Origin of the sequence: Kitasatospora sp. NPDC057692, from assembly GCF_042799475.1 — a bacterium.
Taxonomy (GTDB): Bacteria; Actinomycetota; Actinomycetes; order Streptomycetales; family Streptomycetaceae; genus Kitasatospora.
Window position 1 is genome coordinate 38656 of record NZ_JBHVIV010000061.1, and the last position, 18043, is coordinate 56698.

The 18043-nt window shown below is 73.4% G+C and carries 12 protein-coding genes; 10 read left to right on the forward strand and 2 right to left on the reverse strand.

Features of this window, described 5'->3' with window-relative positions:
• The first annotated feature begins 113 nt into the window (after positions 1–113).
• Entirely contained in the window at positions 114–1622 is a 1509-nt protein-coding gene (hflX, locus tag ACFVFS_RS28625) for a GTPase HflX (protein ID WP_380627606.1), read from the forward strand.
• 88 nt (positions 1623–1710) lie between these two features.
• On the opposite strand, the gene ACFVFS_RS28630 is transcribed toward hflX, so the two are convergent.
• Positions 1711–2895, reverse strand: a complete 1185-nt coding sequence (locus tag ACFVFS_RS28630; RefSeq protein WP_380627607.1) for a trypsin-like serine peptidase — start codon at positions 2893–2895, stop codon at positions 1711–1713.
• 329 nt (positions 2896–3224) lie between these two features.
• Between ACFVFS_RS28630 and ACFVFS_RS28635 the strand changes: the two genes are divergently transcribed.
• From ACFVFS_RS28635 to ACFVFS_RS28655, 5 genes are read left to right on the forward strand one after another with little or no spacing between them, the layout of a single operon-like run.
• Positions 3225–5075, forward strand: coding sequence for an IucA/IucC family protein (locus ACFVFS_RS28635; RefSeq protein ID WP_380627608.1), 1851 nt, complete (start codon positions 3225–3227; stop codon positions 5073–5075).
• Positions 4967–5659 carry a GNAT family N-acetyltransferase gene (locus ACFVFS_RS28640; protein ID WP_380627616.1) on the forward strand — a complete coding sequence of 231 codons (693 nt, stop codon included), beginning with the start codon at positions 4967–4969 and terminating at the stop codon, positions 5657–5659. The genes ACFVFS_RS28635 and ACFVFS_RS28640 overlap by 109 nt, the downstream gene beginning before the upstream one ends.
• 15 nt (positions 5660–5674) lie before the next feature.
• Complete coding sequence (locus ACFVFS_RS28645) at positions 5675–7108, forward strand: lysine N(6)-hydroxylase/L-ornithine N(5)-oxygenase family protein (protein ID WP_380627609.1); 1434 nt, start codon at positions 5675–5677, stop codon at positions 7106–7108.
• Positions 7086–8912 (forward strand): IucA/IucC family protein, encoded by a 1827-nt coding sequence (locus ACFVFS_RS28650; protein ID WP_380627610.1) that lies wholly within the window; start codon positions 7086–7088, stop codon positions 8910–8912. The genes ACFVFS_RS28645 and ACFVFS_RS28650 overlap by 23 nt, the downstream gene beginning before the upstream one ends.
• 12 nt (positions 8913–8924) lie before the next feature.
• Positions 8925–11057, forward strand: coding sequence for an ATP-dependent DNA helicase (locus ACFVFS_RS28655; RefSeq protein ID WP_380627611.1), 2133 nt, complete (start codon positions 8925–8927; stop codon positions 11055–11057).
• Positions 11058–11147: 90 nt separating this feature from the next.
• Here the strand turns inward: ACFVFS_RS28655 and lexA are convergent, their stop codons facing one another.
• Positions 11148–11933, reverse strand: coding sequence for a transcriptional repressor LexA (lexA, locus tag ACFVFS_RS28660; RefSeq protein ID WP_380627617.1), 786 nt, complete (start codon positions 11931–11933; stop codon positions 11148–11150).
• Positions 11934–12373: 440 nt separating this feature from the next.
• Here lexA and nrdR point away from each other — a divergent pair, with 440 nt between their 5' ends.
• The 4 genes from nrdR to ACFVFS_RS28680 form a co-directional block, all read left to right on the forward strand.
• Complete coding sequence (nrdR, locus tag ACFVFS_RS28665) at positions 12374–12871, forward strand: transcriptional regulator NrdR (RefSeq protein ID WP_380627612.1); 498 nt, start codon at positions 12374–12376, stop codon at positions 12869–12871.
• A 215-nt stretch (positions 12872–13086) separates the two neighbouring features.
• Positions 13087–15966: a vitamin B12-dependent ribonucleotide reductase gene (locus ACFVFS_RS28670; protein ID WP_380627613.1), complete on the forward strand. Its 2880-nt coding sequence runs from the start codon at positions 13087–13089 to the stop codon at positions 15964–15966.
• A 130-nt stretch (positions 15967–16096) separates the two neighbouring features.
• The gene (locus ACFVFS_RS28675; RefSeq protein WP_380627614.1) at positions 16097–16420 is read left to right on the forward strand and encodes a Clp protease N-terminal domain-containing protein; all 324 of its coding nucleotides are present in this window, start codon (positions 16097–16099) and stop codon (positions 16418–16420) included.
• A gap of 189 nt (positions 16421–16609) precedes the next feature.
• Positions 16610–18043, forward strand: a 1434-nt coding sequence (locus ACFVFS_RS28680; protein ID WP_380627615.1) for a sensor histidine kinase, incomplete at its 3' end; no start/stop codon positions are given.

Genomic DNA, 18043 nt, shown 5'->3' on the forward strand with positions numbered 1-18043 from the left:
GGTAGCTCACACCTCGCCCGAGTGGTAGACGGGGCGGCAGCTGGGCAGACTCCGGGTACGACCGTCCGTACGGTCGTGCGCAGGCCAACCGTTTCCAGCAGCCAAAGGACAGAATGACCTCCACGTTCGACACCCGCGACCACGCCGACGCCCCGCGCCGCTTCGACGGTCTGCGGGCGGAAGCCCTCATGGACGAGGACCGCGCGGCCATCGACGAGGACCGCGGCCACCACTACGACGGCGACCAGTACGACCGCAGCGAGCGCGCCGCGCTCCGTCGCGTCGCCGGCCTCTCCACCGAACTCCAGGACGTCACCGAGGTCGAGTACCGCCAGCTCCGACTGGAGCGCGTGGTGCTCGTCGGCGTCTGGACCGACGGCACGCTGGAGGAGGCGGAGAACTCGATGGCCGAGCTCGCCGCACTGGCCGAGACGGCCGGCTCCGAGGTGCTGGACGGCGTCATCCAGCGCCGCGACAAGCCCGACGCGGCCACCTACATCGGCTCCGGCAAGGCCCAGGAACTGCGCGACATCGTCGCCGCCACCGGGGCCGACACCGTGGTCTGCGACGGTGAGCTCACCCCGGGCCAGCTGATCCACCTGGAGGACGTGGTCAAGGTCAAGGTCGTCGACCGGACGGCCCTGATCCTGGACATCTTCGCCCAGCACGCCAAGTCCCGCGAGGGCAAGGCGCAGGTCTCGCTCGCCCAGATGCAGTACATGCTGCCGCGGCTGCGAGGCTGGGGCCAGTCGCTCTCCCGGCAGATGGGTGGTGGCGGCTCCGGCTCGTCCGGCGGCGGCATGGCCACCCGCGGTCCCGGTGAGACCAAGATCGAGACCGACCGGCGCCGGATCCGCGAGAAGATGGCGAAGCTCCGCAAGGAGATCGCCGACATGAAGAAGGGCCGCGACACCAAGCGCCAGGAGCGCAAGCGCCACCAGGTGCCGTCGGTGGCCATCGCCGGGTACACCAACGCCGGCAAGTCCTCCCTGCTCAACCGGCTCACCGGCGCGGGCGTGCTGGTGGAGAACGCGCTGTTCGCCACCCTCGACCCGACCGTGCGCCGGGCGCAGACCCCGAGCGGCCGGGTCTACACCCTGGCCGACACCGTCGGCTTCGTCCGGCACCTGCCGCACCACCTGGTCGAGGCGTTCCGCTCCACCATGGAGGAGGTCGCCGACGCGGACCTCATCCTGCACGTGGTGGACGGCTCGCACCCCGAGCCGGAGACGCAGCTGGCCGCCGTCCGCGAGGTCGTCGTCTCGGTCGACGCGCAGAACGTGCCGGAGATCGTGGTGATCAACAAGGCCGACGCCGCCGATCCGCACGTCCTGCAGCGCCTGCTGCGCCGCGAGCCGCACGCGATCGTGGTGTCGGCCCGCACCGGCGAGGGCATCGACGAGCTGCTCAGGCTCATCGACGACGAGCTGCCGCGCCCGGCCGTCGAGGTGCACGTGCTCGTCCCGTACACCCAGGGCGCGCTGGTGTCCCGGGTGCACGCCGAGGGCGAGCTGCTCGGTACCGAGCACACCGGCGAGGGCACCCTGCTGCACGCCAAGGTGCCGGCCGAGCTGGCCGCCGAGCTGGAGCACTTCGCGGTGGCGCTGACGCCGCGGGGCTGAGCCGCCGAGCCGTGCGAACGGGCCCCGGTTCCCTCCCGTGAGGGGGAACCGGGGCCCGTCCCGTGTCCGGCGACCGCCTCCTCGGCGGCTACTTCTTCTTCGAGATCCAGTCCAGGGCCTGCTTGGCGACCGTCTCCAGGTACGGCCCGCTCAGCGAGGTGTGCTCCTGGGTGCCGATCGAGGTGTTGGAGACCAGCGCGAGCTTGCCGTCCGGCATCGGCGCGAACCAGCCGCCGCCGCTGGAACCCTGGGTCATGTTGCAGCCGATGGTGAGCATCGACGGACGCTTCGGGTCGAAGGAGAGCCGGGTCGGCTTCCCGCCCTCGCACTTGTAGAGCTCCTGGCCGTCGAACGGCTTGTAGAGCGGGTAGCCGATCGCACTCACGGCGAGCTTGTCGCGCGGTGCGTCGAACCAGACCGGGACGGCCCCGCCGACCGTCTCCTCCAGCGACTTCCCGCTGTCGTTCTGATTGCTCACCCGCATGATCGCGAAGTCGTACTGGTTCGCCGCGTCACCGGTGCCGCCGCCCTCGACCAGCCACTGCGGCGAGGTCACCACGTCCTTGGCCCACCAGGTGCCGAGCGGTGCCAGCTCGGACAGCGGGGCCTTCTTGCCGCCGCTGGAGGCGCCCGAGTTGTTGTAGGCCGGGACGAAGACCAGGTCCTTGAAGTAGCTGCCGCCCTTGCCCGGGTGGACGCAGTGGCCGGCCGTCCAGACCAGGTTGCTCTTCCCCGGGTGCGCCGGGTCCTGGATCACGGTGGCCGAGCAGTTGCCGCGGCCGCCCTCGGCCGAGAAGAAGATCTTCCCGGAGGGCTGCTTGGTGTACGGGCGCGGCACCGGCACGGCCTTGACCAGCGGCGGCTCGGGATCGGTGACCCCGGCGTCGTCGGCGGGCTTGGCGGTCGGCGGCGCCGGGTCGGCGGGCTTGGAGTCGCCCATCTTGTCCGGGTTCCAGAAGTCCTTGACGATCGGGTTGTTGAAGACGTGCTTGGACGCCCAGTTGTCCCAGTCCTCGAACTTCCACTTCGTCAGGTCGTCCCAGCTCTTCGGCAGGCCTTCCAGCAGGCCGGTCGGCAGGCCCGAGGGCAGGGTGATGCCGCCGATCACGCCACTGCCGCCCCCCGCGGCGGTGGCGGAGGCGGACGCGCCGCCGGAGGGCGGCGGCGCGGCGGTGCCGCCGCCCGAAGGCCCGTCCGGGCCGCAGGCGGTGACGGCGAGCAGGGTCCCCGCGGCGAGGAGCGCCGCCGCGGCTGACCGGTGGATCGCTGGCATGGTGCTGTCCCCCTGGGTAGTTCGGTGTGGGCGGCGGACCGCCGTTCTGGAGTCTGCCACTGGTGATCTGGACGGCCCCGGGCGGCCCCGGGTTCCGGATCCGGGAGAGGGTCACCGATCCGTGACGCGGGGAGCGGCGGGCGCCCCGCATGACGGGCCCGCGTTCGCCCCGGGGCGTGGACAATCACCGTTCTTCACCCGGACGAGTGAGCGGTCCTTGTGATCACCCCTCAGGGATAGGTAACCCTTACCTGACGCGACGGTGCGAGCGCGCGCCAGTTCCCTCCACCCCCTGCGCGTCGGCACTCCACGCGCACCAAGGAGCAGCATTGAGCACCGCCCTGACCGGAGCCCCGGTCCACTTCCCGGCCCCCCGCCCCGCCCCCACCGCGACCACCACGGGCCCGGCCCCTGCGCCGTCCGACCGGCTGCTCCACCCGGACCCGTCCGTCGCGGCCGAGCAGGCCGCCCTGGAGGCCCTGCTGCGCTGCTGGGCCCGCGAGACCGGCGCCGCCCCCGGCCCCGACGGGTACCTGCGGATCGCCGTCCTGGGCGGCGCCGCCCGGCTCTCCGCGCCGGTCCGGCACTGGTCGCCGGCCGGCTGGCACCGCTTCGGCCCGGCCACCCTCGCGGCCGGCGGGGCCGACGCGGTGGGGGACTTCGCCGACGCCCCGGTGGACTCCGTCACCGCCGCCGCCCTGCTCGCCGCCGCGGCCGCCGACCGGCCGGACCCCGGACAGGTCGCCGACCTCGCCGCCCGGGTCGCCGACTCGGTCGTCCGCACCGCCGACATCCTCGCCCACCACCGCGCCGCCACCGCCCCGGTGCCCGGCGGCCCCGAGCGCTCGGAGTTCCTCGCCGCCGAGCAGTCCCTGCTGCTCGGGCACCCGATGCACCCCACCCCGAAGAGCCGCGACGGCCTCGGTCCCGCCCAGAGCGCCGCCTACTCGCCCGAACTGCACGGCTCCTTCCAGCTGCACTGGTACGCCGTCGACCGCGACCTGCTCGCCGCCGGCTCCGCCGCCCCCGAGGCCGCCGACCGGATCACCGCCCGGCTGCTCGACGACCCCGCGCTGCTGCCGCCCGGCACGGCCGCCCTGCCGCTGCACCCCTGGCAGGCCCGAGAACTCGCCCACCGCCCGGCCGTCGCCGAGCTGCTCGCCGGGGGCCTGCTGCACGATCTCGGCCCGGCCGGCGACCCCTGGTACCCCACCTCCTCGGTGCGCACCGTCTACCGGCCCGGCACCCCGTGGATGCTCAAGCTCTCGCTGGGCCTGCGGATCACCAACTCCCGCCGGGAGAACCTCCGCAAGGAGCTGCACCGCGGCCTGGAGATGCACCGGCTGCTGGAGAGCGGCCTCGCCGCCGAGTGGCGGGCCGCCCACCCCGGCTTCGACATCGTCCGCGACCCCGCCTGGATCGGCGTCGACCACCCAGGGCTCGGCGACCCGGGCGGCCTGGACACCGTGCTGCGCGCCCAGCCCTTCGCCCCGGGGGAGCGCGCCTACTGCGTGGCCGGCCTGGTCGCCGAGCGGCCGCACGGCGTCCGCGGCGGCGACCCCGTCCCCTCCAGGCTCGGCGACCTGCTGCGCGCGCTCGCCGCCCGCACCGGCCGCCCGCTGCCCACGGTGGCCGCCGAATGGTTCCTGCGCTACCTGGACGCCGTCGTGCTGCCGGTCCTCTGGCTGGACGGCACGGCCGGCATCGCCCTGGAGGCCCACCAGCAGAACAGCCTGGTGCTGCTGGACGCCGACGGCTGGCCGGAGGGCGGCCGCTACCGCGACAACCAGGGCTACTACTACCGGCGGAGCGCCGCCGACCGGCTCACCGCCCGGCTGCCCGGCCTCGGCGCGCAGAGCGACACCTTCCTCGACGACCCGGTGATCGACCACCACTTCGCCTACTACCTGGGCATCAACCACGTTCTCGGGCTGGTCGGCGCGCTCGGCTCCCAGCAGCTCGCCGACGAGGCCGTCCTGCTGGCCGCGCTCCGCCGCTTCCTGACCGGGCCCGCCGCCACCGCCACCGGCTCCGCGCTGCCCGGCCTGCTGCTGGACGCGCCGACCCTGCCCTGCAAGGCCAATCTGCTCACCCGGATCCAGGGCCTGGACGAGCTGGTCGGCCCGGTCGCCACCCAGTCCGTGTACGTCGACATCCCCAACCCGGTGGCCGGCGCGTGAGCGGCCCCGGTGGTGCGGACCCCGGTGCGGACCCGGCCGGGTGGGGCGCCATGCCCACCGCCGCCGGGGAGTTCCGGCTGCGCGCCGTCCGGCTCCCGGCCGACCTCGGCCTGCTCACCGGCTGGATGAACGACCCCGAGGTCGCCGCCTTCTGGGAGCTGGCCGGACCACCCGCGGTCACCGAGCGGCACCTGCGCGGCCAACTCGGCGGCGACGGGCACAGCCTGCCCTGCCTCGGCCTGCTCGACGGCACCCCGATGAGCTACTGGGAGGTCTACCGCGCGGACCTCGACCCGCTCGCCGGGCACTACCCGGCCCGGCCCCACGACACCGGCCTCCACCTGCTGCTCGGCCCCGCCGGCAGCCGCGGCCGGGGCCTCGGCACCGCCCTGCTCGCCGCCCTGGCCGACCGCGTCCTGCGCGAACGGCCGTGCTGCGAACGGGTGGTCGCCGAACCCGACGTCCGCAACCGGCGCTCCGTCCGCGCCTTCCGGCGGGCCGGCTTCCGGCTCGCCGCCGAACTCGACCTGCCCGGCAAGCGGGCCGCCCTGATGGTCCGCGACCGCACCCCGCACCCCGCCTAGGACTGCACCCGCCCCATGGACACCTCAGCACCCCCGCCCGGGCCCTACGACCTGCTCGGCGTCGGCATCGGCCCGTTCAACCTCTCGCTCGCCGCGCTCGCCGAGCCCGTCCCCGGCCTGCGCACCCTCTTCTGCGACCGGCGCCCGGAGTTCCGCTGGCACCCCGGGATGCTCGTCGACGGCGCCCGGATGCAGGTGCCGTTCCTCGCCGACCTGGTCTCGCTGGTCGATCCGACCAACCCGTGGTCCTTCCTCAACCACCTGCGCGAGCAGGACCGGCTGTTCCCGTTCTACTTCACCGAGCGCTTCCAGCTCACCCGCCGCGAGTACGACCACTACTGCCGCTGGGCCGCCGAGCGGCTCGCCAACTGCCGCTTCGGCACCGAGGTCACCGCCCTGCACTGGTCCGGCGACCGGTACCGGGCCGAACTGCGGGAGAGCGCCACCGGGCGGGTGCGCACCGTCGAGGCGCGCAACGTCGTGCTCGGCGTCGGCACCCTGCCCGTGCGGCCCGCGGCCTTCGCCGCCCTCGACGGCCACCCGCGGGTCTTCCACTCCGCCGACTACCTGGACCGGCACGAGGGCCTGGCCGGGGCCCGGGACATCACCGTCGTCGGCAGCGGGCAGTCCGGCGCCGAGGTCTTCCTGGACCTGCTGCGCCGCCACGACGGCGACGGCGTCCGGCTGCGCTGGCTCACCCGCACCCGGGCGCTCGCGCCGATGGAGTACTCCAAGCTCGGCCTGGAGCACTTCACCCCCGACTACACCCGGTACTTCCACGGTCTGCCCGGGGGCGTGCGGGACGGCCTGGTGGAGGCCCAGTGGCAGCTGCACAAGGCCGCCTCCGCCGAGACCCTCGCCGAGATCCACGACCACCTCTACGCCCGCACCGTCGGCCGGCCGGTCGGTGACGCGCCGGTCGAGATCACCCCCGGAACCGCCGTGACCGCGGCCCGCTCCGGCCCCTGCGGCGGGTTCGAACTCGACTGCCGGCACACCGACTCCGGGACCGGGCACGTGCTGCGCACCGATGCCGTGGTGCTCGCCACCGGCTACCGGGCCGCCCGCCCGGCCGCCCTGGAACCGCTCGCCCACCTCGTCGACTGGGACGCCGCCGGCCGCTACCGGGTCGACCTCGACCACCGGGTGGCCACCCTGCCGGAGGTCACCGGCGGGCTGTACGTGCAGAACGGCGAGCTGCACACCCACGGGGTGGGCGCCCCCGACCTCGGCCTCGGCGCCCACCGGGCCGCGGTGATCCTCAACGCCGTCACCGGGCGGACCGTCCACCGGCTGCCCCGGCGCACCGCCTGGACCGGCTTCGCGCCGCCCGCCCCCGGCTCAGCCCCCACCCCGGCCCCCGCCCCCGCACCCGTGCCCGAGCCCGTCACCGCACCCGCCCTTTCCCGACCCCAGGAGCCGACCCGTGCCGCAACCGCCGGCCGCTGAACCGCCGCTGTACCTGCCGCCGCAGCTCACCGCCGGGCACTGGCAGCGGGCCGGCCGCGCACTGCTGGCCAAGATGCTGGGCGAGTTCGCCTACGAGGAGCTCGTCACCCCCGTCGAGACCGGTTCCCCCGGCGCGTACGTGCTCAAGCTGCCCGGGGCCGAGTACCGCTTCACCGCCCGGCGCGGCGCCTACGACAGCTGGCACGTCGACCCCGGCTCGGTCGGCTGCGACTCGCCCGAGGGGGCCGACCCGCTGCGCTTCCTCGCCCACGCCCGGCACGTCCTCGGCCTGCGCGGCGAGACCACCGGCCACCTGCTGCGCGAACTCACCGCCACGCTGACCGCCGACGCCCACCTGCTCGCCACCGGGCTCACCGCCGCCGAGCTCGCCGACCTCGGCCACACCGAGCTGGAGGGCCGGCAGGGCGGCCACCCGTGGATCGTCCCCAACAAGGGCCGGATCGGCTTCTCCGCCGCCGACGCCGCCCGCTGGGCGCCGGAGGCCCGCACCCCGCGCCCGCTGCCCTGGATCGCCGTCCACCGCCGGCTCGCCGAGTACCGGGGCGTGGCCGGCCTCGCCGACCCCGCGCAGCTGTACCGCCGCGAACTCGACGACCCGGACGCGCTGCGCGCCCCGCTCGGCGCCGCCGCCGACGACTACCTGCTGCTGCCGGTCCACCCCTGGCAGTGGGACGAGACGGTGCTGCCGCTGTTCGCCCCGTGGATCGCCTCCGGCGAGATCGTGCCGCTCGGCACCGACGGCGACCTCCGGCTGCCCCAGCAGTCGATCCGCTCGTTCTTCAACGAGAGCCGCCCGGAGCGCTGCACCGTCAAGCTGCCGCTCGCCATCCTCAACACCCTGGTCTGGCGCGGACTGCCCACCGAGCGCACGCTGGCCGCGCCCGCCGTCACCGCCTGGATCCACGGGCTGCGCGACGCCGATCCGTTCCTGCGCGACGAGTGCCGGGTGGTGCTGCTCGGCGAGATCGCCTCCGTCACCGTCGACCACCCGCTCTACCGGGAGCTGCCGGAGGCCCCGTACCAGTACAAGGAGCTGCTCGGCGCGATCTGGCGCGAGCCGCTCGGCCCCGCCCTCGCGCCCGGCGAGCGGGCCCGCACCCTGGCCGCGCTGCTCCAGACCGGCCGCGACGGGCGGCCGCTCGCCGCCGAGCTGATCGCCCGCTCCGGGCTCGCCCCCGTCGAGTGGACCGCCCGGCTGTTCGCCGCGATGCTGCCGCCGCTGCTGCACTTCCTCTACCGGTACGGGCTGGTGTTCTCCCCGCACGGCGAGAACGCCGTCGTCGTCTTCGACGAGCGGGACGTGCCGGTCCGGCTGGCGGTCAAGGACTTCGTCGACGACGTCAACCTCAGCGACCAGGACCTGCCGGAGCTGCGCGGCCTGCCCGCCGAGGTGGACGCGGTGCTGCTGCGCGAGGACCCGCAGGGCCTGTGCCAGTTCCTGCACTCCGGGCTGTTCATCGGCGTGTACCGCTTCCTGGCGCCGCTGCTGGAGGCGCGGACCGGTCTGCCGGAGGCGGAGTTCTGGGCGCTGCTGCGCGCCGAGGTGCTGCGCCACCAGGCGCGCTTCCCGGAACTCGCCGACCGGTTCGCGCTGTTCGACCTGTTCCGGCCGCGGATCGACCGGCTCTGCCTGAACCGCAACCGGCTGCTGCTGGACGGCTACGGGGACCGCCCGCACCGCCCGCACGCCGCCCGGCACGGCACCGTGCCCAACCCGCTCGCCGGGGACGGGCCGGCGCCGCTGCCCGGACAGCGCGACCGGATTGTCACCCCCGCCCCGTAGGCTGGGTGGGTCATGACGAACGACTCCGAATCCCAGCTCCCCGCCGAGGACGCCGACCCGGCCGGGAGTTCCGCGGACGCCCCGGTCGAGGCCGTCCCCCGCTCCCGCGTCCCCGAGCTGCTGCACGCCGCGGTCGCGGCCGTCGGCGGCGTCGAGCGCCCCGGCCAGCTCCGGATGGCCGAGGCCGTCGCCGACGCCGTCGACCACGACGAGCACCTGCTGGTGCAGGCCGGCACGGGCACCGGAAAGTCCCTCGCCTACCTGGTGCCGGCGCTCGCCCACGGGGACCGCGTGGTGGTCGCCACCGCCACCCTGGCGCTGCAACGCCAGCTCGTCGAGCGGGACTTGCCGCGCACCGTGGACGCGCTCCATCCGGTGCTGCGGCGCCGCCCGCTGTACGCGATGCTCAAGGGCCGCTCCAACTACCTGTGCCTGCACCGGGCCAACGAGGGCACCCCGAGCGACGAGGGCGAGGGTCTGTTCGACCCGGTCGAGGCGCTGGGCGGGCCGGCCGGCAAGCTCGGCCAGGAGGTGCTCCGGCTGCGCGACTGGGCGGACGAGACGGAGACCGGCGACCGGGACGACATGAGCCCGGGCGTCTCCGACAAGGCCTGGGCGCAGCTGTCGGTCACCTCCAAGGAGTGCCTGGGCGCCAGCCGCTGCGCGTACGGGCAGGAGTGCTTCGCCGAGAAGGCGCGCGAGCGGGCCAAGCTCGCCGACGTGGTGGTCACCAACCACGCGATGCTCGCGATCGACGCGATCGAGGGCGCGCCGGTGCTGCCCGAGCACGGGCTGCTGATCATCGACGAGGCCCACGAGCTGGTCAACCGGGTCACCGGCGCGGCCACCGCCGAGCTGACCGTCGGCGCCGTGAACCGGGCGGTCAAGCGGGCCGCCCGGCTCGCCAACGAGAAGGCCGTGGACGCGCTGCAGGCCGCCGCCGAGAACTACCACGGCCTGATGGAGACCGCCCAGCCCGGCCGGGTCGAGGAGCTGCCCGAGTACCTCGGGTACGCCGTGACCTCGATCCGGGACGCCGCCCGGCAGGTGATCACCTCGCTCGGCGAGACCAGGGACAAGGCGCTCAGCGACGAGGACGCCGTCCGCAAGCAGGCGATGGCCTCCGCCGAGGCACTGCACGAGACCGCCGACCGGCTGCTCCAGGACTCCGAGTACGACGTGGTCTGGATCGAGCGCAGCGACCGCTACGGGCTGGGCACCGCCTCGCTGCGGGTCGCCCCGCTCAGCGTCTCCGGGCTGCTGCGGGAGGGCCTGTACAAGGAGCGCTCGGTGGTGCTCACCTCGGCCACCCTCAAGCTCGGCGGCGACTTCAACGGCGTGGCCGCCTCGGTCGGCCTGCCGTCCGAGACCCGGCTGCCGGACGTCCGCACCCCGGGCGACAATCCGGAGGCGGCGGGCGTCGGCTTCGGCGACGAGCCGGTGCCGCACTGGCGGGGGATCGACGTCGGCTCGCCGTTCAAGTACCCCAAGCAGGGCATCCTGTACGTCGCCAGGCATCTGGCCGACCCCGGGCGGGATCCCGAACGGCCGGACATGCTGGACGAGTTGGCCGAGCTGATCGGCGCGGCCGGCGGGCGGACGCTCGGTCTGTTCTCCTCGATGCGCGGCGCCCAGACGGCCGCCGAGGCGATGCGGGAGCGGCTGGACCACCGGATCCTGCTCCAGGGGGAGGACACCCTGGGCGAGTTGATCCGCGAGTTCGCCTCGGACGCGACCACCTGCCTGTTCGGCACGCTGTCGCTCTGGCAGGGCGTGGACGTGCCCGGTTCGGCCTGCCAGCTGGTGGTGATGGACCGGATCCCGTTCCCGCGGCCGGACGACCCGCTGATGAGTGCCCGGCAGAAGGACGTCGAACAGCGCGGCGGGAACGGGTTCATGGCCGTCGCGGCCACCCATGCGGCGCTGCTGATGGCGCAGGGCGCGGGCCGGCTGGTGCGCGCCTCGGACGACCGCGGCGTGGTGGCGGTGCTCGACCCGCGGGTGGAGACCAAGCGGTACGGCGGCTTCTTCCGCTCCTCGATGCCGGAGTTCTGGTACACCACGGACCGCAACCAGGTGCGCCGCTCGCTGGCGGCGATCGACGCCTCGGCGGCGCCGGTGCGACCGGTGGTGAAGCGGGGCTGAGCCGGGCCGGGACCGGGCCGGAGGGGCTCCACGCGGTGAGCGGGGAGCCCCTTCCTCGGGGGCCGGGCTCCGGACGGGTGCAGGCCGCCGTCAGAGGCGGCGCAGGACGGCGACGACCTTGCCCAGGATGGTCGCGTTGTCGCCGTTGATCGGCTCGTAGGCCGGGTTGTGCGGCATCAGCCAGATCCGGCCGTCCTCGCGCTTGAGGCGCTTGACGGTGGCCTCGCCGTCGATCATCGCGGCCACGATGTCGCCGTTCTCGGCGACCGGCTGGCGGCGGACGGTCACCCAGTCGCCGTCGCAGATGGCCGCCTCGATCATCGAGTCGCCGCGCACGGTGAGCGCGAACAGCTCGCCCTCGCCGACCAGCTGGCGCGGCAGCGGGAAGACGTCCTCGACCGTCTGCTCGGCCAGGATCGGCCCGCCGGCGGCGATCCGGCCCACCAGCGGCACGTACGAGGTGGAGGGGCGGCCGGCCGTCTCGGCGGTGTTCGGCCGGGCCACCTCGACGCCGCGGACCTCGTAGGCGCGCGGGCGGTGCGGGTCCCGGCGGAGGAAGCCCTTGCGCTCCAGCGCCATCAGCTGGTGGGCCACCGAGGAGGTGCTGGAGAGACCGACGGCCTGGCCGATCTCGCGCATCGACGGCGGGTAGCCGCGCCGCTGGACCGAATCCCGGATGACCTCGATCACCCGGCGCTGGCGCTCGGTGAGGCCGGCCTCGTCGGTGCGGATGCCGGGTGGACGGCCGGGCGCCGAGCGGGTCGGGGCGGGGTGGGCGTCGTCCAGTACGGGTGAGTGCTCGATGGGCTGGTCCGGAACGCGGCCGACGCCGGAAAGGCCCGGGCCCGGGGAGCGGTGGTCTTCGCTACGGTCCATGCTGCTGTCCACACTCTGCTGATTCGTGGTGCGCTGCCCCACCTTGAGCTGGGAGTGTTCCTGCACCGGGATGGTGTTGCTTTCGACGGTGTTCACGGCGGCCCCTCTCGACGGCTGTCCTCTCCTTTTTCCAGCCCAACGCACCTCGTATCGAAAGGTTGCGCCAAACACACGTTCGAGTGAATTATTCGGGAGTTGGCTGACTCGATCAAGGCTTTGTTGTACATCGATTAAATGTTCGATCCGAAGGCGTCCCGGGAATCTTAGTCCGGGTCGACACGCCCGTGGGTCTACTTCCGTCACAGACCTAGATGTAGTGGCTACAGTCCTCTCCGTGGCCCAGTACTTGTGGTCGAGGCCTCAAGATCGGGTTGCTACCAGCGCCCCGGGATCGCATAGACTCGACCAGTCCGCACGTCCTGCCAGGGAGGGATCCTCAGGTGCACTGCCCCTTCTGCCGGCACTCCGACAGCCGCGTCGTCGACAGCCGGACCACCGAGGACGGCAGCTGCATCCGCCGTCGTCGGCAGTGCCCGGACTGCGGCCGCCGCTTCACCACGGTGGAGACGGCCGCCCTGATGGTCATCAAGCGCAGCGGCGTCACCGAGCCGTTCTCCCGGGAGAAGGTCATCTCCGGCGTCCGCAAGGCCTGCCAGGGCCGCCCGGTCACCGAGGACGCCCTCGCCCAGCTCGGCCAGCGGGTCGAGGAGTGCGTGCGGGCCACCGGCAACGCCGAGCTCACCACGCATGACGTGGGGCTGGCCATACTCGGCCCGCTCAAGGAGCTCGACGTGGTCGCGTACCTGCGCTTCGCCAGCGTCTACCAGGCGTACGACGGACTGGAAGACTTCGAGGCCGCCATCGCGGAACTCCGCGCCGAGCGGCCCGTCCCCGAGGCGGACGGCACTCCGGTGCCCGTCGCCGCCGCCGCGCCCTAGCCGGCCCGGCCCCTTCACCGGCCCCTTCCGGGGCCGGCAGCACCCCCCGGCCCCCGCAAGGGCCGACGTGTGCCCGAAAACGGCGCACAGACCATGACAAACCGTGCGCGGTCGGCGAGGACTCCCGCCTGCCCGCACACCGGAAGAGCGAACCAGTCGTGCCCGGATTTTTCGGGGCACTCCGGGCGTTTGCCCAACCAGGAGGAGGAACAGAAGTGACAGACACCACGAGCGGTTCCGCACGCGGGTCGAAGTCCGACAAGGCGGCGGCCAAGGGCGGCGCCGGCAAGGCCCCCAAGGGCGGTCTGCGGATCGGGCGCATCTACACCACTCCTGGCGTGCACCCGTACGACGAGGTCCGCTGGGAGCGTCGCGACGTCGTCATGACCAACTGGCGCGACGGCTCGATCAACTTCGAGCAGCGCGGCGTCGAGTTCCCCGACTTCTGGTCGGTGAACGCCGTCAACATCGTCACGTCCAAGTACTTCCGCGGCGCGGTCGGCACCCCGCAGCGCGAGTGGAGCCTCAAGCAGATCATCGACCGGGTGGTGCTGACCTACCGCGCCGCCGGTGAGAAGAACGGCTACTTCGCCACCCCGGAAGACGCCGAGGTGTTCGAGCACGAGCTGACCCACGCCCTCCTCCACCAGGTGTTCAGCTTCAACTCGCCGGTCTGGTTCAACGTCGGCACCAAGCAGCCCCAGCAGGTCTCCGCCTGCTTCATCCTGTCCGTCGATGACTCCATGGAGTCGATCCTCGACTGGTACAAGGAAGAGGGCATGATCTTCAAGGGCGGCTCCGGCGCCGGCCTGAACCTCTCCCGGATCCGCTCCAGCAAGGAACTGCTGTCCTCCGGCGGCAACGCCTCCGGCCCGGTCTCCTTCATGCGCGGCGCCGACGCCTCCGCCGGCACCATCAAGTCCGGTGGCGCCACCCGCCGCGCGGCCAAGATGGTCGTCCTCGACGTCGACCACCCGGACGTCGAGGCCTTCATCGAGACCAAGGTGAAGGAGGAGGAGAAGATCCGCGCCCTGCGCGACGCGGGCTTCGACATGGACCTCGGCGGGGACGACATCACCTCCGTCCAGTACCAGAACGCCAACAACTCGGTCCGCGTCAGCGACGAATTCATGACCGCCGTCGAGAACGGCACCGAATTCGGCCTGCGCGCCCGGATGACCGGCGAGGTCATCGAGACCGTCGACGCGAAGAAGCTCTTCCGCAAGATGGCCGAGGCCGCCTGGGCCTGCGCCGACCCCGGCATCCAGTACGACTCCGTCATCAACCACTGGCACACCTGCCCGGAGTCCGGCCGGATCAACGCGTCCAACCCCTGCTCCGAGTACATGCACCTGGACAACTCCAGCTGCAACCTCGCCTCGCTCAACCTGATGAAGTTCCTCCGCGACGACGACTCGTTCGACGCCGGGACCTTCGCCAAGGTCGTCGAGCTGGTCATCACCGCGATGGACATCTCCATCTGCTTCGCGGACTTCCCGACCGAGAAGATCGGCGAGACCACCCGCGCCTACCGCCAGCTGGGCATCGGCTACGCCAACCTCGGCGCCCTGCTGATGGCCACCGGCCACGCGTACGACAGCGAGGGCGGCCGCGCCCTGGCCGGCGCCATCACCTCGCTGATGACCGGCACCGCCTACCGCCGCGGCGCCGAACTGGCCGGAGTCGTCGGCCCGTACGACGGCTACGCCCGCAACGCCGCCCCGCACCAGCGGGTCATGAAGCAGCACGCGGACGCCTCGAAGGCCGCCGTCTCCTTCGACGACCTGGACGCCCCGGTCTGGGCCGCGGCCACCGAGACCTGGAACGACGTGCTCCGGGTCGGCGCGCAGAACGGTTTCCGCAACGCCCAGGCCTCGGTGCTCGCCCCGACCGGCACCATCGGCCTGATGATGGACTGCGACACCACCGGCGTGGAGCCGGACCTCGCGCTGGTCAAGTTCAAGAAGCTGGTCGGCGGCGGCTCGATGCAGATCGTCAACGGCACCGTCCCGCGCGCCCTGAAGCGCCTCGGCTACCAGGACGAGCAGATCGAGGCGGTCGTCGCCCACATCTCCGAGCACGGCAACGTGGTCGACGCGCCCGGCCTGAAGACCGGGCACTACGAGGTCTTCGACTGCGCCATGGGCGAGCGCTCCATCTCCCCGATGGGTCACGTCCGGATGATGGCCGCGATCCAGCCGTGGATCTCCGGCGCCATCTCCAAGACGGTGAACATGCCGTCCTCCGCGACCGTCGAGGACGTCGAGGAGATCTACTTCGAGGCCTGGAAGATGGGCGTCAAGGCGCTCGCCATCTACCGCGAGAACTCGAAGGTCGGCCAGCCGCTCTCGGCCAAGAAGAAGGACGAGAAGGCCGAGGAGGCCCCGGCCGCCGCGGTCGAGAAGGTCGTCGAGTACCGCCCGGTCCGCAAGCGCCTGCCCAAGGGCCGCCCGGGCATCACCACCTCCTTCACGGTCGGTGGCGCCGAGGGCTACATGACCGCCAACTCCTACCCGGACGACGGCCTCGGCGAGGTCTTCCTGAAGATGTCCAAGCAGGGCTCGACCCTCGCGGGCATGATGGACGCCTTCTCCATCGCCGTCTCGGTCGGCCTCCAGTACGGCGTGCCGCTGGAGACCTACGTCGCGAAGTTCACCAACATGCGCTTCGAGCCGGCCGGTCTGACCGACGACCCGGACGTGCGGATGGCGCAGTCGATCGTCGACTACATCTTCCGCCGCCTGGCGCTGGACTTCCTGCCGTTCGAGACCCGCTCGGCGCTCGGCATCCACTCCGTCGAGGAGCGCCAGCGCCACCTGGAGACCGGGTCCTACGAGCCGCTGGAGGCCGAGGAGCTGGACACCGAGACGCTCGCCCAGTCGGCTCCGGTGGCCCCCGCGGCCAAGCCGGCCGCCGCTCCGGCCCCGGCGCCGAAGGCGACCCCGGCCCAGGCCCACAACTCGACCGAGCTGATCGAGATCCAGCTGGGGCTGAACGCCGACGCGCCGCTCTGCTTCTCCTGCGGTACCAAGATGCGCCGCGCCGGCAGCTGCTACCTCTGCGAGGGCTGCGGCTCCACCAGCGGCTGCAGCTGAGCGAGGCCCGCACCTCCTGCTGAGGTGAGCCACCGCTGAAGGCGGGGCGAGGACATGACGTCCTCGCCCCGCCTTCTCGGTTTTCGGCGTCAGGGAGGGGGACGACGCCCGGGCGCTGGCGGCGATCGGGGTGGACCTGGGCGCGGGGCGCGAGGCGGTGGAGTCCGTGTTCGGGGCCGGGGCCCTGGACGCGCCGTCCGAGGAGGAGCCGCGGCGGCGCGGGTGGTTCCGGTCCGAGGGCCGGGCGGGCCGCAGTCCGTTCACCGCGCGGGGGAGGAAGGTGCTGGAGCTGTCGCTGCGCGAGTCGCTGCGGTTGAAGTCCGGTCACATCGCGGTGGGTCACCTGGTGCTCGGCCTGCTGCGCGAGGGCGAGGGGCTGGGGGCGCGGGTGATCGCCGAGCACGGCCTGGACTTCGCCGCCGTCCGGCGTGCCGTGGAGGTGGCGATGGGGTGAAGGGCGCGGGGGTGGACCGGTATACGGAGCGTTGCTGAAGGAGACTGACCGTCAACTTGTCGGTTGAGCAAATCGTCTGAATGGATATGATCGGCCGACTGCGTGAACCGAAATGCCGCCCGGAGACGTTTCATGACGTCGGCCGGGCGGTCGCGCATTCGCCCGACTTCTGCCGAGGACACCGCACCGATGACAGAACCCACCAGCCCCGACGGCGGGCCGCGCCGCCGACCCGACGTGCGGACCAAGGCGCTGACGGCGGCGGCCGCCCTGTTGGCGGCGGTGGCCGGGCCGGTCGGGGTGATGCGGGCGATCGACGCTGAGCAGCCGCTGACCGCGGCCGCCGTGGCGGCGGTCACCGCGCTCTGGCTGATCGCCGTCTGGCAGGCCGGGACGGCCACCGAGCGGGCCCGGCGGCTGGAGACCGAGCTGGTCGGGCAGGACGACGACGCCATGACGGCGCTGATCGTCGCCGGGGCGGCCAAGCAGGCCGAGACGGCCGCCAAGGCGCGGGCCGCCGCCGCGGAGGCCGAGCGGGACGAGGTCCGGGCCGCGCTCGGACGGGCCGAGGCGGAGGTCACGGCCGCCCGCGCGGAGGCGGCCCGGGCCCGGGCGGAGGCCGAGACGGCCCGCGCCGAGCAGGCCGTCCTGGAGCGGCTGGCCGACGAGGTGCTGCCGGAGGTGGCGAAGCGGCTGCGCACCGGCGCGACCGTGGACAGCGCGCTGGCCGCCCACCGCGAGCACCCCCAGCACGCGCTGCTGCGCGCCGTCGCCGAGGAGATCGGCCGCGGCGAGCGGCTGCGGGCCGCCGCGCTGGCGGTCTGCGCGACCGCCGCCGGCCGGGTCCAGGCGCTCGCCACGAGCATGCACGCCGAGCTGCGCGAGATGCAGCACCGGCACGACGAGGAGGTCCTCGGCGACCTGCTGAGCCTGGACCACGCCACCGCGCAGGCGGGCCGGATGGCCGACAGCATCGCGGTGCTCACCGGCGCCCGCTCCGGCCGGCGCTGGGGCAGGCCGATCCCGGTGGAGTCGGTGCTGCGCGGCGCGCTCGGCCGGATCGGCGCCTACCAGCGGGTGCGGCTGCACAACGCGAGCACGGCCGCGGTGGCCGGGTTCGCGGCCGAGGGTGTGATGCACGCGCTGGCCGAACTGCTGGACAACGCGACCAACTTCTCCGCTCCGCCGGCCGAGGTGCACGTCTACGTCGAGGAGGTGCCGGCCGGTCTGGCGATCACCGTCGAGGACAGCGGCCTGGGCCTGAGCGACAGCTGGCTGCGCCGTGCCGAACGGGCCGTCTCGGCGGAGCCGCTGGACCTCACCACACTGTCGGCGGGCACCCGGATCGGCCTCGCGGTGGTCGGCGTGCTGGCCCGCAAACACGGCCTGCAGATCTCGTTCCGGCCGTCGGCGCGCGGCGGCACCGGCGTGGTGGTGCTGATCCCGCAGCAGCTGATCACCCACCCCGCCCCGACGTCCGCGCCGGTGCCCGCTGCCGCGGCCGTTCCCGCCGAGCGGGCCGCGCGCCCCGCGCTCACCCCCGCCCGCCCGGCGCCGTCCGCGCCCGCCGCACCCGCTCCGGCCCCCGCCGCGCGGGTGACGGACAGCGGACTGCCGCAGCGC